The organism is Variovorax brevis, assembly GCF_030317105.1.
Classification (GTDB): domain Bacteria; phylum Pseudomonadota; class Gammaproteobacteria; order Burkholderiales; family Burkholderiaceae_C; genus Variovorax; species Variovorax brevis.
The window spans coordinates 709,884-734,921 of record NZ_JASZYG010000004.1 but is presented as its reverse complement, the minus strand read 5'-3'; the positions used below and the strand labels follow the sequence as shown (position 1 = coordinate 734,921).

Below are 25,038 nucleotides of genomic sequence, written 5' to 3'. Positions count from 1 at the left end.
TGTCGCCGTCAGGGGGGTTGCCGTCGCTGTCCCTGCTTGCTGGAAGACGATATAAAGCCCTCGGCGCTCCCTCGCAGCCGACGCGTGTCCGGTGCCTTCTCCCTGTAGTACTCCCCCACCACAGTTCGGCAGGAGTCAATTCATGCAGGCTCGAATTTCGTTCCTGGCGGAACGCAGCTTTTCCATTGGCGTTCGACATGTTCACCGGCTGACCGCGCTGGCCCTGCTGGCGGCGGTACCCATGCTTGCAGGGGCCGCTGGCGTCAGCGTGAAGATGGACTTCTCCAGTCCCACGACGAGTCCCTTCCCCAGCGACCGGTTCACCCGCCCGGACTGGACGCAGAACACGTTCAAACGCGTCAATCTTCCCAAGCCGGACTGCACCGGGTTGGTGAGCGATTGCCAGGACATCGACGTGCTCAACACGCTCGATGGCTTCAACATGCAGCCGCGCATCACGGTGCCGTTCACGGGCGACATCGACCTGTCCACGGTCAACAGCGACACGCTGTACCTGGTGGGCCTGGGCGACACCTTGTCCGGCCGCGGGTTTGGCGACAAGGTGGGTATCAACCAGGTGTCCTGGGACGTTGCCAACAAGACGCTGGTGGTCCAGTCCGATGAACTGCTGCAGGAACATTCGCGCTATGTGCTGGTGATCACCAATGGCATTCACGATACGGCGGGCGATCCCATCGCAGGCGCACCCTTCTCCCGGCCGGCCCTGCCGTGGGGCCGTGGCGGCGCGAATGACCGCGACCTGCTGGATTTTCAGGGCACGCTGCAGGGGGCAGAACGCGCCGTTCGGGCCGGTCGCCATCGCGTCGTTGCGGTGAGCCTTTTCACCACCCAGAGCGTCAGCGCGGACCTGGTCAAGATTCGTGAGCAGATCCGGCGCTCCAACCCCGCGCCCATCAACTTCATGATTGGCAACGGCGGCACGACACGTGCCGCGTTTCCGGTGGCGGACCTGGGCAGCATCCAATGGAACCGGCAGGTGAGCATCCCGGCGTATTTCGCGACGGTGGATGTGCCAACGCAAGCGCTGCAGGTGGTGCCGGGCGCGGTCGGCCGCGTCGCTTTCGGTACCTTCCGCTCACCCAACTACCAGAACGCGGACCGGATCATTCCTGCGGCCGGCACCTTGCTGGGCCATCCAGCGGCCCTGTCGTCCAATGATCTGGTGGTGGAACTGTTTTTGCCGAGCGGCGCACGTCCGGCGGCTGGCTGGCCGGTCGCGATCTTCGGCCATGGCTTCGGCGACAGCATGTTCGGTGGGCCGTGGGCCGTGGCATCGGTGTTCGCTTCAAAGGGTATCGCCACGATCGCCATCAGCGCCGTGGGCCACGGCGGCGGCCCGCTGGGCACGATCAACGTGGTGCCCAAGGCCGGCGGCTTGGGGGTTGTGCTGCCCTCCGGCGGTCGCGGCGCCGATGTGGACGGCAACGGCGTGATCGATGAATCAGAAGGCCTGAGCCCGGTCGCCCCCGTGGCGATCGTGGCCGAGCGGGACGGGCTGCGCCAAACGGTGATCGACCTGATGCAACTGGTGCGGCAGATCCAGCAGGGGATCGACGTGGAAGGCGATGGCTCGGTCGACATCGACAGGAACCGTATCTACTACGCGGGGCAGTCCCTGGGCGGGATCTACGGCACGATCTTCCTCGCGGTGGAGGGGGCCGTGAGGGCCGGAGTTCCGAACGTGCCTGGCGGCTCGCTCAGCGAAGTCTCGCGCCTTGGCGCGTTCAGGATCTTCAGTGCAATCATGCTGGTGCACCGCAGCCCGCCGTTGGGCAACAGACCCTTCCCGCCATCTCAACGGATCGACTTTCTCGAGGCCATTCCGCTGCGCAACGAGCCGCCGCTGCTGAACGACATACCGGGCGCGTCGGCCATCCAGGTGGTGCTCGACCACAGCGCGTGGGTGCAGCAAACCGGCAATCCGGTGGCTTATGCGCCGTACCTTCGCAAGCAACCATTGCCAGGCCACGGCGCCAAGCCGGTGATCGTGCAGTTCATGAAAGGTGACTTCACGGTTCCCAACCCGACGACAACCGCCATCCTTCGCGCGGGTGACCTGGCGGACCGCGCCATGTACTTCCGCAAGGACCTGGCCTTTCCGGCGACGGGAGAGCCCGTTGACTTGAACCCGCACACCTTCCTCACCAACATCGGCGACCCGGCGGGCGCGCCCTTTGCCGTTGCGGCACAGACGCAGATGGCCCTGTTCTTTGCATCGGATGGTGCGACCGTCATCGACCCGGACGGTGCGGGCCCGCTGTTCGAGATGCCCATTGCATTGCCCTTGCCAGAGGTGCGGAACTTTCCGACCCCGCCCTGAACGGCAGCACGCGTGTGCAGCGCGGTTCGCCTGACCTTGCGACGGCAAGCGCATGACAGGGAAGACGAGCGGTCGGCTCATTTCTGGCGCTCCCCGCAAGTGCCGGGAAGCGGTCTTCGATCGCCACAGATGACTGCAAGCTACCGGTCTACGGCCATTCGCAACGCCCTCCCTTTTTGTCGATGCGGGAAGTCGAGTGATCCGGGCCCTGGCGCCGAGGCGCGCCTGCGTGAATGGGTCGACGCGTACTGGCCAACCGTCGGAGCGCTTGGCCTGGTCGTCAGAGTCTCCTTGGCCAACGAACGGCGGCAAGTCACCACGACCGGTCCTGGGTGCGGTCCTGGTGCATGCCAAGAGGCCGCTACGGCGCAGGCACGACCTGGTAGTAGACCCCGCTGGATCCGAAATAGGGCTTGTACCAAGTCGGCCCGTGCTGGTAGAAGGTGACGCCGTTGACCACCATGCTCTGGGTGCCCGAAGGCAGGGCTGCCACCTGACTGCCCAGGGGTACGTTGCCGACGACAGCGTACGGGGGCGGCTCCACGACGACGGGCATCGGTTGGGCAACCACCACGGTCGCAGGACGCGCCGCGCTCGCAACGGCCGCGCCCACCGCCATGCCGGCGACTGCGCCGACGGCCGCGCCGCAGCCGTAGCAGCCGGCGGGCCGGTAAGCCGGATGGAAGCCGCCGACTGCGACGGCACCGCCGCGATAGCCCCCTGCGGCCGCGACCCATGCGTTGGCACTCGACAAGGGAATGAGCCCTGCGGCCGCGATGGCAACGCCGAGGGTGAGGTTCCTGATGTGTTTCATGGCATGCCCCTTTGCGCGCCTACTTGGCTTCACCGATCTGCTTGAACTCGAGCTTGATGGCGTCCTTCGGAATGCTCGCCACGAATGTCTTTGCCGGAACCGGCGCGCCGAGCTTCCAGTCCGACAGCTCGACCGTGAACGTGGGCTGTCGCTCGCCGGAGCGGTACGACACGACCATCAAGCGCGGCAACTTGTCCGCCATGCCGATCCAGACCTCCCAGTCCAGCCCCGGCGCCGTGAATGCGAGGTGGTCGGTCTTGACGCCGGCGATGAGCGTTTGCCCGACCCACAGGGCACTGGTGAAGTCCTTCGTCAGGAATGCATAGGGGTCCGTCACCAGCAGGTCGAAGAAGGGCGCAGTGGCGTCGGATGCGGGCTGCACGCTCTTCATGAGCGCTTCGATGGCGCCGCCCGCTGCCTCGCGCTGCGTGTAGAACTTGTTGTCGCGTGCCACGACGGTGACCATCTTGCCGTCGTAATAGGTGTCGCTCGGGAAGAGATCGCCGCGAGACGCCACGAAGAGCTTGTCCGGCCGCTGCATCGTCACGCTCGACGTCGCGTACAGGCTGACGAATTGCCCCGTCGGTGCGGGCGTCGGCACGATGCCGCGCACCTTGAAGTTGAGCGTCTTCGCGCCGGCCAGCGTGTCGCTCATGCCCTTGAGAAGGGCGAGCGCCCGGTTGTCCTTGAAGTCCTTGGCGGGTGCGGCCATGGGCGCAGGCTTGTCTTGTGCCATGGACACACCCGGCGCCCCCAGCAGTACCGAGGCGGCGAGCAGTGCGTGGCCCAGCCGATGGCTGGCCTTTCGGGGAATGAGCTTCATGAAAAATGTCCTCCAGGTTAAAGCGCCGCCGGCATCAGCCTGCCGTTGGCGATTGCACGGCCGTTGCAATGGCGGCGAGCAGGTCGCTTCCGCGAAATGGCTTGGCCAGGTAAGCCGACGCGCCGCGGCGCATGGCCTCTTCGCGCAGCTTCGGCGCGTCGTGAGCGGTCACCACGATGACGGGCGCGCGGTGCCCGCGCGCGCGCAATTCAGTCAACAGGTCCAGGCCGGACATCGCCGGCAACTTGAAGTCGCTGACGATGCAGGCGGCCGCCTGACCCGGGCCGTCCGCCAGCAAGGCTTCCGCCGACGGATAGCCTTTGGTCGTCAGCCCGGAGGCATTGAGCAGCCGTTCGATGGCTTGTCGCATGCTGTCGTCGTCGTCCACCACGAGTACGGTTCCGCTGGGGGAGGGGGTCATCGACAGGGCCGAAGGCGACTGCAGCGTCAGGTGCTGTCGGCCTGCACAACATGCCGGGAGCGATCGTTCATGGCTTGACCTTCCTTGTGACGCGACGCACGAAAGCGCCGAGTCCCATCATTGCCCGCTCGCGCTCGCAGCGAAACCGGGGTGAGGGGCAAATCGGTTGCCCGAAAGGGAAGTGCAAGTCGTGTCTGCCCTTTCGGGCAAGGCGATTGCCCTTCAACCGGATTTCGCGGCGAGGCGCTCCATCGCACCATGCTGCGGCAAGCAGCCGACCGCCTGGGGGCGAGGCGTGGCTTGCGATCAACCGTTTCACGGTGAGCCAATTCCTTGAAGGCGTTTCGAAAGGAGCAGCAGGTGGTGGCAAACAACTTCGACATGAAGCATCCGGTGCGCTCGCGCGTCCGGACCTCGCAATGGTTGCTCGCAGCGGCGGCGTTCGTGCCGGCGATGGCGGCGGCGCAGTCCAGCACAGCCGATCCAAACGCCTGGCGCTTCGCGCTGTCGGTGTACGGCTATTTGCCGAGTCTGGGCGGGTCGAGCAGCTTTCCGACGAGCACCGGCGGCGCGTCCATCGACGTCAATGCCGACAAGATCCTCGACAGCCTGAAGTTCACATTCATGGGCAGCTTCGAGGCCAACAATGGCCGCTGGGGCTTCTTTACCGACTTCATCTACCTCGACCTCGGCGGCAGCAAGCAGAACAGCCGGGATTTCACCATCGGTCACAACGCGATTCCTGCCAGCACCTCCGCAGACCTGAGCTGGGATCTCAAGGGCGTCGTCTGGACATTGGCCGGCGAATACCGCGTGGCGGCCGATCCGAAGCTGACGGTGGATGTGCTCGGCGGCGCGCGCATGTTCCAGATGAAGCCATCGCTTCGCTGGAACATCTCGGGTGATCTTGGTCCCATCTCGCCCGGCGGCCGCTCAGGTTTTGCCGAGATCCGCGAAACGGTTTGGGACGCCATCGTCGGCGCCAAGGGCCGCTATGCGCTGGGGGATTCCGGCAAGTGGTTCCTGCCGTTCTACATCGATGTGGGCACTGGCCAGTCCAGGCTCACGTGGCAGGCGGCCGCCGGCATCAGCTACGCGTTCTCGTGGGGCGAACTCACGGGCATGTGGCGCTATCTCGACTACGACATGAAGTCGGGCAACGCCATCGACAGCATCAACTTCAACGGGCCGATGCTGGGCGCGACCTTCCGCTGGTGAGTCGACGGCGTGAAGGAAAAATGCAAAGAGCCCGGGCTGCACCAGCCCGGGCTCTTTTGCTTTGATATGTCGCCTTGATATGCCGCGTCAGGGCCGGCCACGCGCCTAGTCCTTGGCCCTGGCAACGGCTTCGTTGGCCGTCTTTTCTTCTGCTGCGGACAGTTGCGGCGGGCCGAGGTTGACCGTCAGCTTGTTGATCTTTCCGTTGAAGGCAAACGGCACCTGGTAGTCCTTGTCGTTCACGCCGGAGCGGGTGTCGATGCCCACGTCGAAGGTTTCGTCGGCAATCTGGAGAAAGGCGATCGAGTTGGCCTGCTTCTGGGTGTCGACAACCTTGCCGTCGACCTTCAGCACACCGGTGCCGCCCTTGGCAATGCCCGGCCCGTCATAGGTGTAGTCGAACACGAGCGTGTGCTTGCCCGGCGCGAGCGCTTCGCTGCCTGCCCAGCGGTACTGGGCCAGGATGAGCATGTTGTAGTCGAACACCGGTTTGCCGTTGAGCATGTAGAAACCCCAGCCGCCCCAATGACCGCCCGCGGTCGCGAGCATGCCGTTGCCGCCGCCTTGCGGCACGTCGACCTCGGCGGTCATCGAATACGACCTGCCGATGATGTTCGGTGCATTGGCCAGCGGGATGCCCGGCATCACGCCGGAGTAGGTGAAGACCGTCTTGCCCGCCGTCGCGCTGGGCCGCGGCGCGGTGGCCCGTGCGAAGGTGTCGTTGTTCAGCGGAAGCACCTGGTACTTCTTCGCCTCCTGGTCGAAGATGGCCTGCATTTCCTTGAGCTTTTCAGGCATCTTCGCGGCCAGGTCGTTGGCTTGCGAATAGTCCTCGGCCAGGTTGTACAGCTCCCACTTGTAGTCTTCCGGCTTGGGCAGCGGGGCGTTCAGGATCCACGGTCCGTGCGGCGGTGTCGTGTTGGCATACCAGCCGTCGTGATAGATCCCGCGGTTGGCAATCATCTCGAAGTACTGGGTCCTGTGTCGCGTGGCGACATTGGCATTGGCCTTGTCGAAGGTGTAGGCCATGCTGATGCCTTCGATCGGCTTCTGCTTGATGCCATTGACCACTTCCGGCGCCTTGATTCCGGAGACTTCGAGGATGGTCGGGACGATGTCGATGACGTGGTGGAACTGGGTTCGCACGGCGCCGACGTCCTTGATGCGGGCAGGCCACGAGATGGCCATGCCTTGCCGCGTGCCACCGAAGTGCGACGAAATCTGCTTGGTGTACTTGAACGGCGTGTCGAAGGCCCACGACCACGCGACCGCCATGTGCGGATACGTCGCTGCCGAACCCCATGCCTCGTAGAACTTGAGTTGCTCCACAATCGGGAAGTCGAGCACGCCGTTGTATGAGGTGTACTGGTTGGGTGTGCCGCTCAGGGTGCCTTCGGGGCTGGTGCCGTTGTCGCCGCTGATGTAGATGATGAGCGTGTTGTCGAGCTTGCCCGAGTCTTCCACCTGCTGGATGACGCGGCCGATTTCATGGTCGGTGTAGGCGGCGTAGGCCGCGAACACTTCGGCCTGTCGCGCGTAGAGCTTCTTCTGGTCCGCTGAAAGCGTCTCCCACTTGGGAAGGCTGTCGGGCCATTCGGTCAGCTTCGCATCCGCAGGAATCACACCCAGACGCTTCTGGTTCGCAAAGATGATGTCGCGCAGGTTGTTCCAACCCATGTCGAACTTGCCCTTGAACTTGGCGATCCATTCGGGCGTGGGCTGATGCGGCGAGTGGGTGCCGCCCGGCACGTAGTACAGGAAGAACGGCTGGTCCGGCGCCGCGGCGTCCAGCTGCTTCATGTAGCTGATCGCCTCGTCAGCCATGTCGGTGGTCAGGTTGTAGCCCGGCTTGCCGACCCAGGGTGTGATCTGCCGGTTGTTCTGGAAGAGGTAGGGGGTGTACTGGTCGGTCTCGCCGCCCATGAACCCGTAGAAGTAGTCGAAGCCCATGCCCGACGGCCATTGGTCGAAGGGACCTGCAACGCTGTACTGGAAGCTGGGCGTGTTGTGGTTCTTGCCGAACCACGAGGTGGCATAGCCGTTGTCCTTGAGCACGCGGCCAATGGTTGCGTTGTCCGCGCCGATGATCGAGTCATAGCCGGGGTAGCCCGTCGAGAGTTCGGTGATCACGCCGAAGCCGCCCGAATGATGGTTGCGGCCGGTGATCAGCGCGGCGCGTGTTGGCGAACACAGTGCGGTCGAATTGAATTGCGTGTAGCGCAGTCCTGCCGCGGCAATGCGATCCATCGCGGGTGTCGGCACGATGCCCCCGAAGGTGCCACTCACGCCATAGCCCTGGTCGTCCGTCATGATGAGCAGCACATTGGGCGCGCCCTTGGGCGGCACGACGCGCGGCGGCCACCAGGTCTTCGAGTCGGTCGCGTTGGGCTTGATGACGCCGCCAAATGGTGGTGGAGGCGCAGGGAGCTGTCGGCCTTCGACGGTTGTCGTTGCGCTGGGCGCACCAAGGTCACCGGTGACGACCTGCGCCATCGCAGGTGCAAGGAGCGTGGGTGCCATGAGCACGCACAGCGATGCGCATGCGAATTTCCTGAATGCACTTCTCGACATGATGGCCCTTCCTTGTGATTGGCGGCGCGCCATCGTTGCACCCGCATCGCAGCGGGGCAATTGGGCCAACGGGCAAATCGCTTGCCCGAAAGGGAAGGAAGAAAGTGCTTGCCTCAGTTGTCCGCGCGTGCGGCGAGTACCAGCAGCAGCGCCACTGCCGCGTGCAACGCGACCGCCGGCCAAAGCAGCAAGCCACCGACGTGTACGCCAAGGCCCAGCCACGCGAGATACAAGGCAATCATGGCGTTGTAGGCCAGCATGGCACGCCACGAAGCGCCGGCGGTCTGCGGCTTCCAGCGCATGGGCCAGCAGGCCAGCCCCAGCGCAATGAGCGCGATGCCGAAGACGCGGCCCATCGCGAGCGCGACCCCGGCCGCCTCCACGCCCAGCAGCAAGCGGATGACCAGGGCAGGAACCACCAGCACGGCCAGGCCGGTGACGATCTCGACGACCGCGGCAAAAGCCAGCAGCTTTCCGATCCGGTTGAAAGTGGCGCTATGCATGGCTGGCTCCGTCTCGCCGCAGGCGCTCGGCAAGGGCTCCGAGATCGGCCGCGGACTCTGCACCCAGCTTGACCATCAGCTGGGCGCGCTGCGCCTTGATGGTGCGCTCGCTGGTCTTGAGCTCATCGGCAATCTGCTTGTTCAACTTGCCGGCAACGATGCGATCGAAGACCTCGCGTTCGCGCGCCGTGAGCTTCGCGAACAACTCTTGCAACTGTTGCGCCTCGTCCCGCATGGCATGCTTCGCCGCGTCCTGCGCCAATGCGCGCTCCAATGCCGCGAGCAAGACGTCGCGCTGCACGGGCTTTTGCAGGAAGTCCAAGGCACCTGCCTTCATCGCGCGCACGCTCGAAGGCACATCGCCGCGGCCTGTGAGAAAGACCACCGGCAGGTGGCAGCCGTGTTGCTGCAAGACGTCCTGCAACTCCAGCCCCGAGGGGCCGGGCATGTTGACGTCCAGCAGCAGGCAGCCCGCGTGGTCCGGCGGCAGCGCATGAAGGAGAAACTCGCCTGTCGATGCGTAGCCGAGCGCATCGTGCCCGGCCGCATGAAGCAGGCGCAACAACGCCACGCGCAGTTCCTCGTCGTCGTCGACGACATGAATGACGGGTTTCATGCCCATGCTTGCTCCTGAGGCGCCGGGCTGGTCTTGAAAAACCTCGGCAGTTCGACATGAAACACGGTGCCCACGCCGCGCGTGCTGTCGGCCCATATTCGCCCGCCATGTCCTTCGACGATGGTGCGCGTGATCGACAAGCCCAGGCCCATGCCCCGGCTCTTGGTGCTGAAGAATGAATCAAACAGCTTCGGCAAGTTCTCGGGTGCGACGCCTTCACCGTGGTCGCTGACCTCAAGCTCGACGCCATTGCCGCGCAGGGTGGTCGATACGACCAGCGTACGCCGCCGCTCGGGCAAGTTGCCGATCGCGTCCATGCCGTTCAGCACCAGGTTGATGAGAACCTGCTGGATCTGGATGGAGTCGCCGACGACATGCACAGGTTCCGAACCCGTGCGCACCACCAGTTTCACCGCGCGCCGGCGCGCCTCTGCCTCCAGCATTTCGCATCCTTCGACAATGGCCGCGTTGAGGTCCAGCGGCTGGCGCGCGACAACCTGCCTGGCCAGCAGCGTTCGCAGGCGCGAGATCACTTCGCTCGCGCGCAAGTCGTCGCGCCGGATGTCGGCCAGGATGCCGCCCATCTCGTCCGGCCCCAGGCGGCCTGACTTGAGCAGAAGTTCGGCGGCCTCGGCGTTCGACAGGATCGCAGCCAGCGGCTGGTTGATCTCGTGCGCGATCGACGCCGTGAGTTCACCGGCAATCGCCAGGCGCGATGCGTGTGCGAGTTCGGCGCCGCGCTGTGCAAGCGCGATTTCGGCCTTGAGCCGGCGACGGTGTTCGAGCATGAGCGCCGTGATGAGCGCGGCTTGCAGGAGGATCGCTGCGAGCCCCAGGATGCCGGCGGTGCGGTAGCTCTCCCAGAAGGTGGGTTGCCTGAACTCGACCACCGCGTCGGCAGGAACGTCGGCATCGCTGATGCCCCAGCGCTGCGTTTGCCGCCAGTCGACGATGAGCCTGTTGGGCATGACCCTGGGAAGCTGGAGCTTCGCGGGCGCGGTTCCGTCCAGCAGGCTGTTGACGATCTGGCCTGCCTGCTGGCCAATGTCGGCAAATCGCGGCATGCGCCCACCGACCGCGCCGGTGCCGATCAGCGTGCTGAACGGCCCGTACACCGGAGCGGCAGACGCCTGCGCCAGCATCTGGACCGCGTCGCGCGGCGTGGTCCAGAGTTCGTCGCCGCTTTGGTAGAAGCCGGGGGTGAACACCAGGGAGGTTGCGTCAAGCGACTTCAGGCGTTTCAGAAGCTCGGCGGTTGGAACGCCGGCGAGGAACTCAAGCTTCACCGATTCCTGGAAAGACGAGGTCTTTTCCCGAAGCAACTTCTCCCAGTCGCGGTCGCGCACGGTCGACCCGGTGACGAGCAACAGCTGCGTGGCCTTGGGATGCCAATGCAGCGCCTGCTCGATGGAGCCGATGATGTCGTACTCGATCGGCACCCCCACCACGTCCTCGGGCAGCGGCCCGATCGGCTTGGGGAAGGTCGCGAAGACGGCGGCGTGGACGACCGGCACATCAGGAAATAGTTGCGTGCGCTGGCGCAATACGAAATCCAGCGCATCCCTGCCGACCGCGACGATGACCGCCGGCGCACTCTCGGGCGCGTACTTGTCGTGCAGGTAGTTCGTCATCATGCGCTCGTAGGTTGCGCCGACGAACTGGGGCACGTCCAGGAATTCGGTGTTGATCTGCACGGGCCGCTCGGCACTGCGCGCGATGGCGTTCCGCAGCCCCGTCTCGACCTCGACGTTGCCGGGCACCAGCCGGCCGTTGGAGTACAGCACCAGCACATAGCGCCCGTTCTGCGCCATCGCATGACCGGCCACCAGCAAGAGGCAGAGCAGGACGAGCTTCAGCCGCACGTGCATTCGATGGATCGTGCCCTCGGGCGGAGACGCTTCGACATTGCGAAACCCTATGCGGCTTGTCCGTTCGATGGGCGGATGCCATCGACGCGGGATGTTTTTCTCGAAGACGCCGACAGTAACCAATTTTGCTTCGTTTGAGGCGACTAATTTGGCCTATTCCCTCGCACCGGCGAGACCAGCGAATTGACTTCAAAGACCGGTGGAGGCGGGAGGCCCTCAACACAATGACCTCATCAGATTTCTGCCTGCCCATCGCATGCGCGGCACTGATTCCAGCGTCAACAAGAACCTTTCAAGAGACATCCCTGTGTTCACTCCCGCATCGCTTCGCAACGTCGCCTTCCATCGCCGCACCGCGGTTTCCAGCGCGGCCCTTGTCCTGCTTGCCATGGCAGCGCCCGCCCACTCGATGGAGATCGACACCGGCAACCCCGACGTCGTCATCCGCTGGGACAACACCCTGCGCTACAACATCGGCCAGCGCGTGCAGGGGCAGGACGCGGCCATCCTTGCCAACCCGAACTTCGACGACGGCGACCGCAACTTCAACAAGAACTCGCTCGTCGCCAACCGCCTCGATCTGCTGAGCGAATTCGACCTCGTGGTCGACAAGAAGTACGGCTTCCGGGTGAGCGGTGCGGCCTGGGGCGACGCGGCCTATCGGCACCTCGACAACCGCAACAACGCGACGGCCAACACGCTGGTCAATGGCGTGCCGACGGCGGGTGCGCTCTCGAACTACACCGAGCGCTATGCCAAGGGCCCGTCCGGCGAACTGCTGGACGCCTTTCTCTTCGGCAGCACCGACATCGGCGGCACCAGCGTCAGCCTGCGCGCCGGCAAGCACACGGTGTATTGGGGCGAGAGCCTGCTGGCCGGTGGCGCCGTGCATGGCATTTCCTACGGCCAGTATTCGCTCGACCTGTGGAAGGCATTGGCCACGCCTGGCATCGAAGCGAAGGAACTCTATCGCCCACGCAACTCGATGACGCTGCAGGTGCAGCCCTCGCCCGAGCTGTCGGTGTCTGCCCAGACCTTCTTTGACTGGGAGAGCGCGCGCTATCCGGAATCGGGCAGCTACCTCACGGTGAACGATGCGCTGCTGCACGGCGGTGATTCGCTCATTGCAGGGCCGAACCAGCGCCTGCTGCAAGCGCAGTCGGGCGAGCCGAACAAGACGGGCGACTTCGGCCTGTCGGCGCGCTGGAGCCCGGACTGGCTCGATGGCACGGCCGGCCTGTACGGACGCCGCACGGCGGACATCCAGCCGCAACTGGCACTGCTGCCGGCCGTCGCAGCAGGCGTGCCTGCCGCAGCGTGCACGCGTGCAGGATTGCGCCCCGTCGGGCCGACCACCTGCTACATCAACCCCGCCGCCGCGACGGTGCCACAGGTGCAGGCCGGTCAGGTGGGCCAGTACCAGGCGTTCTACGGCCGCGACATCGACATCTACGGCCTGAGCCTGTCGAAGAACATCGCCGGCCTGAGCGTCGGTGCGGAACTGAGCTACCGCCACAACATGCCGCTGCAAAGCGTGCCGGTGCAGGTGCTGCCGGCCGCGCTGGTTAACCCTGCTGCAGGCCAGATCGCGATCGGCGCGCTCGGAAACGACGCGCCGGGCGCACGCGGCAACACCGCGCATGGTGTCTTCAACGTCCTCGGCACCGTGGCCAAGACGCCCCTGTTCGATAGCGCGACATGGAATGCCGAACTGGTGTGGAACCGCTGGCTGAGCGTCTCGCAGAACCCCGGTGCCTTCAAGGGCAGCGACGCTTACCGCGCCAACCCCGCCAACATCGATGCGGTCAGCAAGGACTACGTGGGCATCGGCCTGAACTTCACGCCCACCTGGTTCCAGGTGTTCCCGAGCGTGGATCTTTCGCTGCCGCTGAGCTGGTCGGGCGGCCTGGCGGGCAACTCCGCCGTCCTCACCGGCGGCAACAAGAACAACGGCTCGTACTCCTTCGGCGTCGCCGCTGACGTGCGATCGCAATACAGCATCTCGCTGCGCTATGTCGGCTTCTATGGCGACTACAGCACCACCCCGGCAGGCGCGATGAACGTCGCGCAAAGCACCAACGCCGTGCTGTCGGACCGCGGCCACGTGCTGCTCACTTTCAAGACGACCTTCTGAGTCGTCACCACCACAACTTCAACGGAGACAATCACATGAACACACGCACCCTGCGCCCCGTGCGCACCGTCCTGGCCGGCGCGCTGATCGCGCTCGCCGCCCAATCCGCCCTGGCGGCCGTCACGGCCGAAGAAGCCAAGAAGCTCGGCACCACGCTCACGCAAACCGGCGCAGAGCGCGCGGGCAACGCCGACAAGAGCATTCCCGAGTACACCGGCGGCCTGACCACCCCGCCGACAGGCTACGAAAAGGGCTCGGGCATCCGTCCCGACCCGTACGCCAGCGAGAAGCCGCTGTTCGCCATCACCGCCCAGAACATGGCGCAGTACGAAGGCAAGCTGACCGCCGGCACGAAGGAACTGCTCAAGAAGTACCCGACGATGCGCGTGGACGTGTACCCCTCGCACCGCTCGATGGCCTTCCCCAAGTACGTGCTGGAGAACACGGTCAAGAACGCCACCGTCGTGAAGACGACCGACGATGGCGTCGGCGTCGAAGGCACCTTCGCGGGCATCCCGTTCCCCATCCCCAAGACCGGCAACGAGGTGATGTGGAACCACCTGCTGCGCTACACGGGCCAGAGCTACTTCACGCAGTACGACTCGATCAACGTGGATTCCTCGGGCAAGGCTGTGCTGGCCACCACGGGCCAGATCTCCATGGACTACCCGTACTACGACCCCAAGCGCAGCGGCGCCTCGGCGGAAAGCGACATCTACTTCCGCACCAGGATCGCCTACACCGCGCCCGCCCGCCGCGCCGGTGAAGCGCTCCTGGCGCAGGACTACATCAACCCCGCCAAGAACAGTCGCCGTGCCTGGCAATATTTGCCCGGTCAGCGCCGTGTGAAGCTCGCACCGGATATTGCCTACGACACGCCCAACCCCGGCGCCGCGGGCGCATCGACCTACGACGACGCATGGGTGTTCAACGGCGCGATGGACCGCTACGACTTCAAGCTGGTGGGCAAGCAGGAAATGCTGATTCCCTACAACACCTTCAAGCTGGTGTACGCGAAGGACCCGTACGCGGTGACGACGCCCAACCACCTGAACCCGGACTTCGTGCGCTGGGAAGCACACCGCGTGTGGGTGGTGGAAGCCACGCTCAAGGCCGACAAGCGCCACATCTACGCCAAGCGCACCTTCTACGTCGACGAAGACAGCTGGATCGCGGTGGCTTCGGATCAGTACGACGCGCGTGGCCAGCTCTACCGTGCCGGCTTTGTCTACACCAACCCGTCGTACGAAGTGCCGGCGCCAGCCAGCATGGGACAGGGCGTGTTCGACTTCACCACGGGCGGCTACAACGTCACCGGGCTGATGGGTGCCTACAACGTGGGCCTGAAGTACACCGAACCGCAATCGGCCAACGCCTGGTCGCCCGACGCCCTGGCCGGCGCCGGCGTGCGCTGAAGCGGAGCCGACTGTGCAACGCAGAAGCATGCTGCTGGCCGCGCTCGCCTCAGTGGCTCCCTTGGGTGCCACGGGCGCGTGGGCCAGCGAGGTGATGGACCGGCCGGCGCGCACGAGCGCACTGGCCGCCCAGCGCCTGATCACCGCCATCGCGCGGGCTGGCGACCGGCTCGTGGCCGTGGGGCAACGCGGTCACATCGTGTGCTCTGCGGACGGCGGACAAACATGGACCCAGTCGCCCGTGCCGGTCAGCTCGGACCTCACCGCGGTGAGCTTTGTCGATGACAAGGTGGGCTACGCCACCGGACACGACGGCATCGTGCTCGGCACGCGCGACGGCGGCCTGCGCTGGACGCGCCTGCTCGACGGACGACAGGCCAACAAGCTGGTGCTTGAACACATGCAGCGGCGTGCCGCTGCACCCGACGCGAGCGAGCAGGACAAAAAGCTGCTGGCTGAAGCACAACGCAACGACGAAGCCGGCCCGGACAAGCCCTTTCTCGACTTGCACTTTGCCAACGCCAACGAAGGCTTCGTGGTCGGCGCCTATGGCCTCGTCATGCACACCGCTGACGGCGGCAAGCAGTGGGAACCGTGGTTCGACCGCATCGACAACCCGGGCCTTCTGAACCTCTACGCGATCTGCGCCTCTCGCGATGCGCTCCATGTCGCCGGCGAAGGTGGCCTGATGCTCAAACTGGATCGCGGGGCCAAGCGCTTCGTTGCGCTGACCTCGCCCTACAAGGGCAGCCTGTTCGGGCTGCAGGCGACCCAAGCCGGCGTGCTGGCCTACGGCATGCGCGGCAATGCCTTCCTGAGCACCGACGAAGGCGCAGCCTGGGAGCCGGTGAAGACCGGCCTGGGCGCCAGCATCGTCGGCAGTGCGCTCGGCGCAGACGGCACGCTCGTGCTTGTCGACCAGGGCGGCGGCATCGCCGTCAGCGGCGATGGCGGCCGCAGTTTCGCGGCATCGCCGGTGCGCTCGCAAGTGCCATTGGCAGCAGTCGCCTTCAGCGGCAAGGCCGAACTCGTGGTGGGCGGCCCGCGCGGCCTGCGCACGCTCGAGCTGATCTCCAAGGACAAGTAATGGCTATCTCTTCCGGACTCGACCGCATGCCGGTCGTGCGCGAACTCGCCGATTTCCCGCGCAATTCGGGCAACTGGCTCGAACGCGCCGTGTTCAACCACCGCATGCTCGTCACGCTGCTGTGCGTGGTCGCGACGCTGATGCTCGGCTTCTTCGCGACACGCGTGTCGCTGAACGCGAGCTTTGAAAAGATGATCCCCGTGGGTCATCCCTACATCCAGAACTACTTGCAAAACCGCAGCGAACTGCGCGGCATGGGCAACACGCTGCGTGTCGTTGTGGAGAACGAAAAGGGCGACATCTTCGACGCCCGCTACATCGACACGCTCAAGCACATCAACGACGACCTCTTCCTGATGAAGGGCGTCGACCGTGCATGGTTGAAGTCCTTGTGGACGCCGGCCACGCGCTGGACCGAAGTCACCGAGGAAGGCTTCCAGGGCGGCCCGGTGATGCCCGACAACTTCGACGGCCGCGCTGACAGCGTCGGCAAGCTGCGCCAGAACGTGGCGCGTGCCGGCCTCGTCGGCAGCCTGGTCGCCAACGACTTCAAGTCGAGCGCCATCGTCGCGCCGCTGCTGGACGGCAGCAAGGACGGCCGGCTCGACTACTGGAAACTGTCGCGCGAGATCGAATCGAAGATCCGCGACAAGTACGAGCATGGCGTCGCAGCCGACGGCAAGCCCTGGGGCGTGAAGGTTCACGTCATCGGCTTCGCGAAGATCATCGGCGACCTGCTCGACGGCCTGGTGCAGGTGATGATGTATTTCGGCATCGCCACGGTCATTGCCGGGCTGCTGCTGTACGGCTACACGCGCTGCGTGCGCAGCACCGCCATGGTGCTGGCGTGCTCGCTGGTCGCGGTGGTGTGGCAGGTGGGGTTGGTTCAACTCGTCGGTCTGGAGCTCGATCCATATTCGATGCTCGTACCCTTCCTGGTGTTCGCCATCGGCGTGAGCCACGGCGCGCAGAAGATGAACGGCATCATGCAGGACATCGGCCGCGGCACGCATCGGCTGGTGGCTGCGCGCTACACCTTCCGGCGCCTGTTCCTCGCGGGCGTCACCGCATTGCTCGCTGACGCGATGGGCTTCGGCGTGCTGATGCTGATCCCCATCCCTGTGATCCGAGAACTGGCGCTCACGGCCAGCATCGGCGTGGCCGTGCTGATCTTCACGAACTTGCTGCTGCTGCCGGTGCTGCTGTCCCATGTGGGCGTGAGCAAGGCTGCGGCCGAGCGCAGCCTCCTGGTCGAACAAGAGCAGGCGGCCGGGCGTGGCTCCCGCGCGTGGGCGTTGCTCGACAACTTTGCGCAGAAGCGCAGCTGGGCGCTCGCCGCCGTGCTGGCCTCGCTGGCCCTCGGCGTGGGCGGCTACGCGGTGAGCCTGAAGCTGAAAGTCGGTGACCTCGACCCCGGCGCACCCGAGCTTCGAGCCGACTCGCGCTACAACCAGGACAACGCCTTCATCACGAAGAACTATTCGCTCTCCAGCGACCTCTTCGCTGTGATCGTGAAGACGCCCAAGGAAGGGTGCCTGAAGTACGCCACGCTGGAACACGTCGACCGCCTGGCCTGGGAGCTGCAACAGTTGCCTGAGGTGCGCGCCACCATCGCGCTGACGGACGTCGTGCGCCAGATCACCGCCGGCTCCTTCGAAGGCAACCCCAAGTGGCAGACCATCTCGCGCAACCAGGACATCCTGAACTACGGCGCGCAGCAGGCCACGGTGAACAACCCCGAGATGTTCAACGTCGAGTGTTCGGTGATGCCGCTGGTGGCCTATCTGGCGGACCACAAGGCCGAGACGCTGCAGAAGGTGCTGCACGTGGTCGAAGACTTCGTGAAGACGAACCCGACCGATCCCGCCTTGGTGCAGGTGTTGCCGGCCGCTGGCTCGGCAGGCATCGAGGCCACGACCAACATCGTGGTGCATGAGGCCAATCGCACGATGCTGTTCTACGTGTACGCGGCAGTCATTGCCCTGTGCTTCCTCACCTTCCGCTCGTGGCGGGCGGTGCTGGTGGCAGTCATTCCGCTGGTCATCACCTCCATCTTGTGCGAGGCGTTGATGGTGTGGCTGGGTATCGGCGTGAAGGTGGCGACGCTGCCGGTGATCGCGCTGGGCGTAGGCATCGGCGTGGACTATGCGCTGTACCTGCTGAGCGTGCAGTTGGCAGGACAACGTCGCGGCCTGAGTCTCGGCCAGGCCTATGCGGAAGCCGTGACCTTCACCGGCCGCGTCGTGGCGCTGGTCGGCGTGACGCTGGCCGCAGGCGTCATCACCTGGGCCTTCTCACCCATCAAGTTCCAGGCCGACATGGGCATCCTGCTGACCTTCATGTTCGTGTGGAACATGGTCGGCGCTCTGGTGCTGATTCCCGCACTCTCGTACTTCCTGCTGAACGATCGCCACTTCCGCAAGGCCGCTGCGGCCACGCCACCGGCGAACGTGGCGCCAACCCTCACTGGCCACGCTGTTCGCTCGGCCATCTGAAGAAAAAATCATGACAGCCCTTTCCGTCATCGACCTCGCGATGTTCCTGCTCGAGACGCCCGAGCGTCCGTTCAACATCGGTCCGTTGGTCGTGCTCGATCCGCCCGCGCGCGGTCGCAAGACCTTCGCAGACCGGCTCATGGCCGCGATGCTCAAGCGGCCTGCGGGCCTGCCGTTCAGCTACAAGCTGCGGACCACGTCGATCGCCTTGCCGACGCTGGAGCTCGACGACGATGCCGACGTGTCAGCCCAGGTCCACCGCGTCACCCTTGGGGCGCCGGGTACGGTTGCGCACCTGTGCGAAACCGTGTGCAAGCTCCATGAAGGCCGCCTCGACCGGTCGAAGCTGCTCTGGGAGACGTACGTCATCGACGGCCTCGAAGGCGGCAAGGTCGCTGTCTATTGCAAGGTGCACCACGGCATCATCGATGGACGTGGACTGGTGCAGGCCATCTCGAATTGGTTGTCCGTGTCGCCCCGCGAACGCACCGTGCGCGCGATCTGGGAAGCCATTCCGCAACGCACCCCCACCGAGCCCGTGCAAGCGACCGCCGCCGACAGGTTGATCGGCCTGTTCGCCAAGGCGGGTCTCACGGCCACGTCGGCCGTGGATCTGTACCGCATGCTGGCACAACAGAGCCTGAAGACCCTGGGCGTCGAAGCTGCAAAAGGACTGGCACTGCCCTACGCCGGGGTGCCACGCGCACTGGGCGGTCGTGTTTCCCCGAAGCGGTCCTTTGCCTTCACCACGCTGCCCATCCATGAGATGAAGGCGCTCGGCAAGGCCCACGGCGCGACAGTCAACGACGTTCTGCTCACGACCCTCGACATCGCACTCGCGCGCTACCTGGCCGATCAGGGCCGACGCCCGACCCGGCCGCTGGTGACGGCCATGCCGGTTGCCCTGGCAGCCGCAAGCGGCGGCAACCAGATCGCGGTGATGCACTTCCCGCTCGGCGCGCCGGGATTGAGTCCGGTCGAGCGACTTGCGGCCGTCCGCGCGCAGACCGCGACGGTCAAGGGCGTTGTCGAGACATCGGGTAGCGAGGCTGTCATGCTCTACACCGCGCTCGTGCATGGCCTGCCGGCGCTGGTCGAAAGGGCGGGCCTGAAGACCGGGCTTCCCGTCAGCAACCTGGCGGTCTCCAACCCCTTTGGTTTTCCGGGGAAACGCTATCTCATGGGTGCGAAGGTCGACATGGTGCTGCCGGTCTCGGTGGTGTCCGCGGGCCAGTCGCTCAACGTCACCGCGGTGTCGCTGGACGACCGCATGCAGCTCGGCTTCCTGGCCATGCCCGAAGCCGTGCCCGCCATCGACAAGCTGGCGCGCTACACGAGCGAGGCTTTTGGACAGTTCAAGCGTTCGTTGCCGGCGGCCGAGGCCATCGCGGCCTGAAGCCAGGGCTCAGGCATCGACCGGCTTGCCGGCCTCGCGGAATGCCGTCGGCGAAACGCCCCGCCAACGCTTGAAGGCGCGCGTGAAGTTGCTCGTGTCGCTGAAGCCGAGCAGGAAGGTGATCTCGGTGATCGACAACGACGACTGCTGCACATAGCCGGACGCGAGTTCCTTTCGCGTTCCGTCCATCAGGTCGTTGAAGGTGGTCTTGCGCTCCGACAGCTTGAACTGCAGCGTCGTCGGGCTCATCGCCAGCGCGTCGGCCACCTTGTCGCGGGTGCAGTTGCCGTTGGGCAGGTACTCCATGATCTTCTGGCGCACACGCATCACGACGTCGTCCTTTTCAAGCCGTGCGAGATAGGCGGTCGAGAGCTTGTCGTTCATCTGCGCGAGTTCGGCGCAAGCGCCGACCAGCGGGTTGTCCAGGTCGGACTTGGGCAGCACCAGCATCGGCACCGACTGCCCGAAGGTCATCGGTGCGCGGAACAGCGCCTCATACGGCGCAATGCCTTCGCGCGGCTCCGCATGCGACAGCACCACGCGCAAGGGGTTGAACTCGGGCTTGTAGAGCTGGCGCATCGCCAGCACCACGAATGCGAAGAAAGCATCCTCGGTTTCGCCGGACACATCGACCAGCAGGTTGATGCGCAGTTCGAGATCGCCCTTCGTTTCGACGACCTTGATCTCGGCCGTTTGCGACGCCAGGCGGAAGTAGCGTTCGAGCCGCTGGCAGAACTCCATCAGGTTGGCGCTGGCCGCCAGGGCATAGCCCAGCGCATGCAGGTTCGAGATGTGGATGAAGCGCCCCACCGTGAGCCCGAAATACGGGTCGCCGGTGACGTCGACGCAGGCGCGAAACAGCCGCGTGAGCGTGCTGACGGGCAGCCGGCTCATCGGGTCGTTGGTCATGGTCAGGGGCACACCGACGGCCTTCAGCACGCGGTTGCTGTCGACGCCGCTGGCGCGCAGCGCCTTGGAAATGGCCAGCACGTAGCCACCGATCGTCGTCGGTTCCTGCAGCGGCTGGCCTGGCGCGGGAATGGGTTCGCTCATCGCCCGATGGTCGCCGCTCGCGTGCGTTTTGACAATGAGGTTTGCATCGGTGGGCGGGGAGGGCGACACACCGGCGAGACCACCGATATGACCGCAAAGACCGGCGCCGGCGCCTCCGGATTTCTAGACTGGATCTCCAGTACCGCAGCACAGAAACCGGAGACACCCGATGACCCAAGACAGCCACAAGAAAGTGGATCCAGCCGCCGAAACGCCCTCGGCGACATCGCCCGAAACGCCCCGGCCGCAACAGCTTCCCTTTGCCACGACGCCCACGGCCAGCGTGGCCGGCCCCACGCTCGCGCAATCGACCCACCAGTGGCGCAAGAAGACCTCGCCGCTGCGCAGCGATGCGCCCAATGTCGTGATCATCATGCTCGACGACGTGGGCTTCGCGCATGCCGACACGGTGGGCGGTGCGATCCACACGCCGACGCTCAGCCGCATTGCCGACACCGGCCTGCGCTACAACGCCTTTCACACCACTGCCATCTGCTCGGCCACGCGTGCATCGCTGCTGACCGGGCGCAACCACCACCGCGTGGAGTCCGGCACCATCACCGAGTTCGCCAGCGACTTCGACGGCTACACCGGCGAGATTCCGAAGAGCGCGGCCACCATCCCCGAGGTGCTCAAGCACTACGGCTACAGCACGGCAGCATTCGGCAAGTGGCACAACACGCCGGCGCTGCAGACATCCGCCGCCGGCCCCTTCGATCGCTGGCCCACGGGCTGCGGCTTCGACCACTTCTATGGCTTCATCGCCGCCGAGACCTCGCAGTACCAGCCGAGCCTTTATCGCAACACCACGCCGATCGAAGCGCCGAACGACCCGACCTACCACCTGAGCGAAGACCTCGCCGCGCAGGCCACGAGCTGGCTGCGCGAACAGCATGCGCTGACGCCCGACAAGCCCTTCTTCATGTACTGGGCGCCCGGTGCGGTGCATGGCCCGCACCAGGTCTTCAGTGACTGGTCGGACAAGTACAAGGGCAAGTTCGACGCAGGCTGGGACGCCTACCGAGAGGAGGCGTTCAAGCGCCAGGTCGCGATGGGATGGATTCCCGCGGACAGCCAGCTCACGCCGCGCCCCGACACGCTCGCCGCATGGGAAAGTCTGCCGTTGGAAGAGCGCAAATACCAGGCACGCCTGATGGAAGTCTTCGCCGGCTTCCTGGAGCACGCCGACGTGCAGGCCGGCAAGGTCATCGACGAACTCGAACGCCTGGGTCTGCGCGACAACACGCTGATCTTCTACGTGCTGTCCGACAACGGCGCATCGGCCGAAGGTGCGGGCGGCACCATCAACGAGATCCTGTCGATCAGCGGCGTGCCGATTCCGTTCGCGCAGCAGATGAAGGTGCTCGAAGAGGAATACGGCGGCCTGCAGGCACTCGGCGGACCGAAGGTCGCCAACATGTACCACGCAGGCTGGGCCTGGGCCGGCGAGAGCCCGTTCCAGGGCACGAAGCTGGTGGCCGGCTACTTCGGCGGCACGCGCGTGCCGATGATGGTGTCGTGGCCCAAGGGCATTGCGTCGGACATGACGGTGCGCGGCCAGTTCCACCACGTCAACGACATCGCCCCCACGATCTACGAGCTGATCGGCATCGCGCCGCCGTCCACGGTCAACGGCATCGAGCAGGATCCCATCGACGGCACGAGCCTCGCCTACAGCTTCAGCGACGCCTCGGCGCCAACGCAGAAGTCACAGCAGTACTTCGAGATCTTCGGCAGTCGCGGCATCTTTGCGGATGGCTGGATGGCGTCGGTCTTCGGACCGCGCCTGCCCTGGCTGTCGGCGACTGCCGCGGCGTACTCGAACTGGAATCCCGACGAGGACGCCTGGTCGCTGTACCACCTGGAAAGCGACTATTCGCAGTCGACTGACCTCGCGCAGCAGCATCCTGAAAAGCTGGCGGAGCTCAAGGGCAAGTTCGACGAAGAAGCACGCGCCAACCACGTGTACCCGATCGGCGCCGGCCTCGGCCCTCTCCTCAACCCGTCGGCCCGCATCGGCACCGCGCAGACCGAATGGCACCTCAATGCGTCCGTGACGCGCCTGCCGGAGTTCTGCGCACCCAACCTGCGCGGCCGCAGCAACAAGGTCACGGTCGACGTGAAAGTTCCGGCATTGGCCGAAGGCGTGCTGTATTCGCTCGGCGGCGTGGCTGGCGGCCTCACGCTCTACATGGATGACGGTTACCTGCACTACGAATACAACAGCCTGAGCGTGATGCGCACCCGGCTTCGCAGCGCTAACCGCATCGAGCCCGGCTCGCATCGCCTCGAACTGCAGACCCTGCTGGCCGCGCCAACACCCGGTGCTTCCGCCACTTTCGTGATGCGGGTCGACGGCATCGAAGTGGCCCGCGCCACGGCGATGTTCACCGCGCCCCTGTGCTTCACGGCCAGCGAAACGCTCGACGTCGGCATCAGCCTCGGTTCGCCGGTGTCGCTCGACTACTACGACCGCGCACCGTTCAGGTTCAACGGCCAGATCGACGACGTTCACATCGTCTACACGCCATGAAGAATCCATCCGCAACCTCCTTGCCCGTGGTGCAGATCGACGCCTTTCCCGTGGACTACATCGTCATTGGTGGCGGCTCCGCCGGCTGCGTGGTGGCCTCCCGGCTCAGCGAAGACCCGGCCGTGCAGGTCTGCCTGCTGGAAGCGGGTGCGCCGGACAACAGCGCGCTGATCCAGTGCCCGTCGGGCCTGCCGATCGTGATGCCGTACCCGATCTTCAACTGGGCCTTCAAGACGCTGCCCAACAAGGGCATGAATGGCCGCATCGGCTACCAGCCGCGCGGCAAGGCGCTCGGTGGTTCGAGCTCGATCAACGGGATGATGTACATCCGCGGCGACCGCAGCGACTACGACCGCTGGGCCGCCATGGGCAACGAGGGCTGGAGCTATGCCGACGTTCTGCCGTACTTCCGCAAGTCCGAGAACAACGAGTTCTGGGGCGCGTCGCAGTACCACGGTGCCGGGGGGCCACTGAACGTGGCGGACGTCATGGAGCCCAACGCTTATTCGCGGGCTTTTGTCGAAGCCGCGGTGCAGGCCGGGCACAAGCCCAACCCGGATTTCAATGGCGATCACCTGGAAGGCGTTGGCCTCACGCAGGTCACGCAGAAGAACGGCGAGCGTTGCAGCGCGGCGAAGGCCTTCCTGACGCCGAACCTCGGGCGCCCGAACCTGCGCGTCATCACCCGCGCCCACACGACGCGCATCCTGATGGACGGCAAGCGCGCCGTGGGCGTCGAGTACCGTGACGCGCATGGCACGCTGCGGCAGGTGCTGGCACGCCGGGAAGTCGTGCTGTCCGCCGGCGCCTTGCAATCGCCGCAAGTGCTCATGCTGTCGGGCATCGGTCCGGCGGCCACGCTGCAAAAGCACGGCATTGCCGTGGTGCACGACGCACCGGGCGTCGGCCAGAACCTGCAGGACCACATCGACGTGGTGCACAGCTACGAGGCCGGAGCGTCGCTTGGGTTGGTCGGGGTGTCGTTCAGCGGCGCGTGGGCGGTGCTCAAGGGCCTGGTCAACTGGGTGCGCTATCGCCGGGGCGTGCTCACGTCCAACTTCGCCGAAGGCAATGCCTTCCTGAAGACGCGGTCTGAAGAGGTCGTGCCGGACATGCAGACCTGCTTTGTCGTCGCAAAGATCATGGACCATGGCCGCAAGATCCTGCTGGGCAACGGCTACTCGCTGCACGCCTGCATGCTGCGCCCGAAGTCTCGCGGCAGCGTGTCCCTGGCGAGTGCCGATCCAATGGCGCCGCCGTTGATCGACACCAACTTCCTGTCCGAACAAGGCGATGTCGACTGCCTGGTGCGCGGCCTGAAGCGCCTGCGCGAGATCACGCGGCAGCCTGCGCTGGCGCGCTTCGGCGGCAAGGAATCGAAGAACTCGGCTTGGGCCCGGACCGATGCGGAGATCGAAAAGTTCGTGCGCGAGCATGCGGATTGCGCCTATCACCCCGTCGGCACCTGCCGCATGGGCGACGGCCCCAACGATGTCGTCGATGCGCAGTTGCGCGTCAAGGGCGTCGAAGGCCTGCGCGTGGTCGACGCGTCGATCATGCCGGACCTCGTGTCGGGCAACACCAACGCGCCGACCATCATGATTGCCGAGAAAGCGGCCGACATGATCAAGGCCGAAGCCGGTCGCTCCTTGCGCACCTCTCACGAATCCCTGGCAGACGCAGCGCCCACCGGGACAACGCACCGGGAAGTGATCGCCGCATGACATCCGCCGCTTGCAACTGTTGCATG

General features: G+C 65.3%; 17 protein-coding genes. 9 read left to right on the top strand and 8 right to left on the bottom strand.

Going from position 1 to position 25,038, the window contains the following annotated elements; all coding sequences use genetic code 11:
* The first annotated feature begins 142 nt into the window (after window positions 1–142).
* Entirely contained in the window at window positions 143–2,341 is a 2,199-nt protein-coding gene (locus QTI66_RS16215) for an Ig-like domain-containing protein (RefSeq protein WP_286560823.1), read from the top strand.
* Between the two features lie 361 nt (window positions 2,342–2,702).
* Here the strand turns inward: QTI66_RS16215 and QTI66_RS16210 are convergent, their stop codons facing one another.
* The 3 genes from QTI66_RS16210 to QTI66_RS16200 are packed head-to-tail and all read right to left on the bottom strand — an operon-like array spanning window position 2,703 to window position 4,399.
* The gene (locus QTI66_RS16210; RefSeq protein ID WP_286560822.1) at window positions 2,703–3,155 is read right to left on the bottom strand and encodes a DUF6515 family protein; all 453 of its coding nucleotides are present in this window, start codon (window positions 3,153–3,155) and stop codon (window positions 2,703–2,705) included.
* Between the two features lie 19 nt (window positions 3,156–3,174).
* Window positions 3,175–3,978: a DUF2092 domain-containing protein gene (locus QTI66_RS16205; protein WP_286560821.1), complete on the bottom strand. Its 804-nt coding sequence runs from the start codon at window positions 3,976–3,978 to the stop codon at window positions 3,175–3,177.
* A 34-nt stretch (window positions 3,979–4,012) separates the two neighbouring features.
* Window positions 4,013–4,399, bottom strand: a complete 387-nt coding sequence (locus QTI66_RS16200; protein ID WP_286560819.1) for a response regulator transcription factor — start codon at window positions 4,397–4,399, stop codon at window positions 4,013–4,015.
* Window positions 4,400–4,762: 363 nt separating this feature from the next.
* On the opposite strand from QTI66_RS16200, the gene QTI66_RS16195 reads away from it, so the two are divergent.
* The gene (locus tag QTI66_RS16195) at window positions 4,763–5,617 is read left to right on the top strand and encodes a hypothetical protein (protein WP_286560818.1); all 855 of its coding nucleotides are present in this window, start codon (window positions 4,763–4,765) and stop codon (window positions 5,615–5,617) included.
* A gap of 105 nt (window positions 5,618–5,722) precedes the next feature.
* Here QTI66_RS16195 and QTI66_RS16190 read toward each other — a convergent pair whose 3' ends face one another.
* From QTI66_RS16190 to QTI66_RS16175, 4 genes are all read right to left on the bottom strand, one after another.
* On the bottom strand, window positions 5,723–8,188 hold the full coding sequence (locus tag QTI66_RS16190) for an arylsulfatase (RefSeq protein ID WP_286560817.1): 2,466 nt from the start codon (window positions 8,186–8,188) through the stop codon (window positions 5,723–5,725).
* Between the two features lie 113 nt (window positions 8,189–8,301).
* A complete protein-coding gene (locus tag QTI66_RS16185) occupies window positions 8,302–8,691 on the bottom strand; it encodes a hypothetical protein (RefSeq protein ID WP_286560816.1) in 390 nt (129 codons plus the stop codon).
* Window positions 8,684–9,307 carry a response regulator transcription factor gene (locus QTI66_RS16180; RefSeq protein ID WP_286560815.1) on the bottom strand — a complete coding sequence of 208 codons (624 nt, stop codon included), beginning with the start codon at window positions 9,305–9,307 and terminating at the stop codon, window positions 8,684–8,686. Before QTI66_RS16180 ends, QTI66_RS16185 begins: the two co-directional genes overlap by 8 nt.
* Window positions 9,304–11,175, bottom strand: coding sequence for a sensor histidine kinase (locus tag QTI66_RS16175; protein WP_286560814.1), 1,872 nt, complete (start codon window positions 11,173–11,175; stop codon window positions 9,304–9,306). Before QTI66_RS16175 ends, QTI66_RS16180 begins: the two co-directional genes overlap by 4 nt.
* A gap of 307 nt (window positions 11,176–11,482) precedes the next feature.
* Here QTI66_RS16175 and QTI66_RS16170 point away from each other — a divergent pair, with 307 nt between their 5' ends.
* The 5 genes from QTI66_RS16170 to QTI66_RS16150 are packed head-to-tail and all read left to right on the top strand — an operon-like array spanning window position 11,483 to window position 19,702.
* The gene (locus tag QTI66_RS16170) at window positions 11,483–13,309 is read left to right on the top strand and encodes a DUF1302 domain-containing protein (protein ID WP_286560813.1); all 1,827 of its coding nucleotides are present in this window, start codon (window positions 11,483–11,485) and stop codon (window positions 13,307–13,309) included.
* Between the two features lie 35 nt (window positions 13,310–13,344).
* Complete coding sequence (locus tag QTI66_RS16165; RefSeq protein ID WP_286560812.1) at window positions 13,345–14,724, top strand: DUF1329 domain-containing protein; 1,380 nt, start codon at window positions 13,345–13,347, stop codon at window positions 14,722–14,724.
* A gap of 13 nt (window positions 14,725–14,737) precedes the next feature.
* Window positions 14,738–15,811, top strand: a complete 1,074-nt coding sequence (locus QTI66_RS16160) for a WD40/YVTN/BNR-like repeat-containing protein (RefSeq protein WP_286560810.1) — start codon at window positions 14,738–14,740, stop codon at window positions 15,809–15,811.
* The gene (locus tag QTI66_RS16155; RefSeq protein ID WP_286560809.1) at window positions 15,811–18,306 is read left to right on the top strand and encodes an efflux RND transporter permease subunit; all 2,496 of its coding nucleotides are present in this window, start codon (window positions 15,811–15,813) and stop codon (window positions 18,304–18,306) included. The genes QTI66_RS16160 and QTI66_RS16155 overlap by 1 nt, the downstream gene beginning before the upstream one ends.
* Before the next feature lie 10 nt (window positions 18,307–18,316).
* Window positions 18,317–19,702: a wax ester/triacylglycerol synthase domain-containing protein gene (locus QTI66_RS16150; RefSeq protein WP_286560808.1), complete on the top strand. Its 1,386-nt coding sequence runs from the start codon at window positions 18,317–18,319 to the stop codon at window positions 19,700–19,702.
* 9 nt (window positions 19,703–19,711) lie between these two features.
* On the opposite strand, the gene QTI66_RS16145 is transcribed toward QTI66_RS16150, so the two are convergent.
* Window positions 19,712–20,755 (bottom strand): AraC family transcriptional regulator, encoded by a 1,044-nt coding sequence (locus tag QTI66_RS16145; protein ID WP_286560807.1) that lies wholly within the window; start codon window positions 20,753–20,755, stop codon window positions 19,712–19,714.
* Between the two features lie 169 nt (window positions 20,756–20,924).
* On the opposite strand from QTI66_RS16145, the gene QTI66_RS16140 reads away from it, so the two are divergent.
* Both QTI66_RS16140 and QTI66_RS16135 read left to right on the top strand, forming a co-directional pair.
* Window positions 20,925–23,288, top strand: coding sequence for an arylsulfatase (locus QTI66_RS16140; protein WP_286560806.1), 2,364 nt, complete (start codon window positions 20,925–20,927; stop codon window positions 23,286–23,288).
* The gene (locus tag QTI66_RS16135; protein ID WP_286560805.1) at window positions 23,285–25,012 is read left to right on the top strand and encodes a GMC family oxidoreductase; all 1,728 of its coding nucleotides are present in this window, start codon (window positions 23,285–23,287) and stop codon (window positions 25,010–25,012) included. The genes QTI66_RS16140 and QTI66_RS16135 overlap by 4 nt, the downstream gene beginning before the upstream one ends.
* Window positions 25,013–25,038 lie beyond the last annotated feature (26 nt).

What these genes read in the sequence shown, in the direction of transcription:
- QTI66_RS16215 (WP_286560823.1), top strand. Translation starts at nt 143, where the DNA reads ATGCAGGCTCGAATTTCGTTCCTGGCGGAACGCAGCTTTTCCATTGGC.
- QTI66_RS16210 (WP_286560822.1), bottom strand. Translation starts at nt 3,155, where the DNA reads ATGAAACACATCAGGAACCTCACCCTCGGCGTTGCCATCGCGGCCGCA.
- QTI66_RS16205 (WP_286560821.1), bottom strand. Translation starts at nt 3,978, where the DNA reads ATGAAGCTCATTCCCCGAAAGGCCAGCCATCGGCTGGGCCACGCACTG.
- QTI66_RS16200 (WP_286560819.1), bottom strand. Translation starts at nt 4,399, where the DNA reads ATGACCCCCTCCCCCAGCGGAACCGTACTCGTGGTGGACGACGACGAC.
- QTI66_RS16190 (WP_286560817.1), bottom strand. Translation starts at nt 8,188, where the DNA reads ATGTCGAGAAGTGCATTCAGGAAATTCGCATGCGCATCGCTGTGCGTG.
- QTI66_RS16185 (WP_286560816.1), bottom strand. Translation starts at nt 8,691, where the DNA reads ATGCATAGCGCCACTTTCAACCGGATCGGAAAGCTGCTGGCTTTTGCC.
- QTI66_RS16180 (WP_286560815.1), bottom strand. Translation starts at nt 9,307, where the DNA reads ATGAAACCCGTCATTCATGTCGTCGACGACGACGAGGAACTGCGCGTG.
- QTI66_RS16175 (WP_286560814.1), bottom strand. Translation starts at nt 11,175, where the DNA reads ATGCACGTGCGGCTGAAGCTCGTCCTGCTCTGCCTCTTGCTGGTGGCC.
- QTI66_RS16165 (WP_286560812.1), top strand. Translation starts at nt 13,345, where the DNA reads ATGAACACACGCACCCTGCGCCCCGTGCGCACCGTCCTGGCCGGCGCG.
- QTI66_RS16155 (WP_286560809.1), top strand. Translation starts at nt 15,811, where the DNA reads ATGGCTATCTCTTCCGGACTCGACCGCATGCCGGTCGTGCGCGAACTC.
- QTI66_RS16150 (WP_286560808.1), top strand. Translation starts at nt 18,317, where the DNA reads ATGACAGCCCTTTCCGTCATCGACCTCGCGATGTTCCTGCTCGAGACG.
- QTI66_RS16145 (WP_286560807.1), bottom strand. Translation starts at nt 20,755, where the DNA reads ATGAGCGAACCCATTCCCGCGCCAGGCCAGCCGCTGCAGGAACCGACG.
- QTI66_RS16140 (WP_286560806.1), top strand. Translation starts at nt 20,925, where the DNA reads ATGACCCAAGACAGCCACAAGAAAGTGGATCCAGCCGCCGAAACGCCC.
- QTI66_RS16135 (WP_286560805.1), top strand. Translation starts at nt 23,285, where the DNA reads ATGAAGAATCCATCCGCAACCTCCTTGCCCGTGGTGCAGATCGACGCC.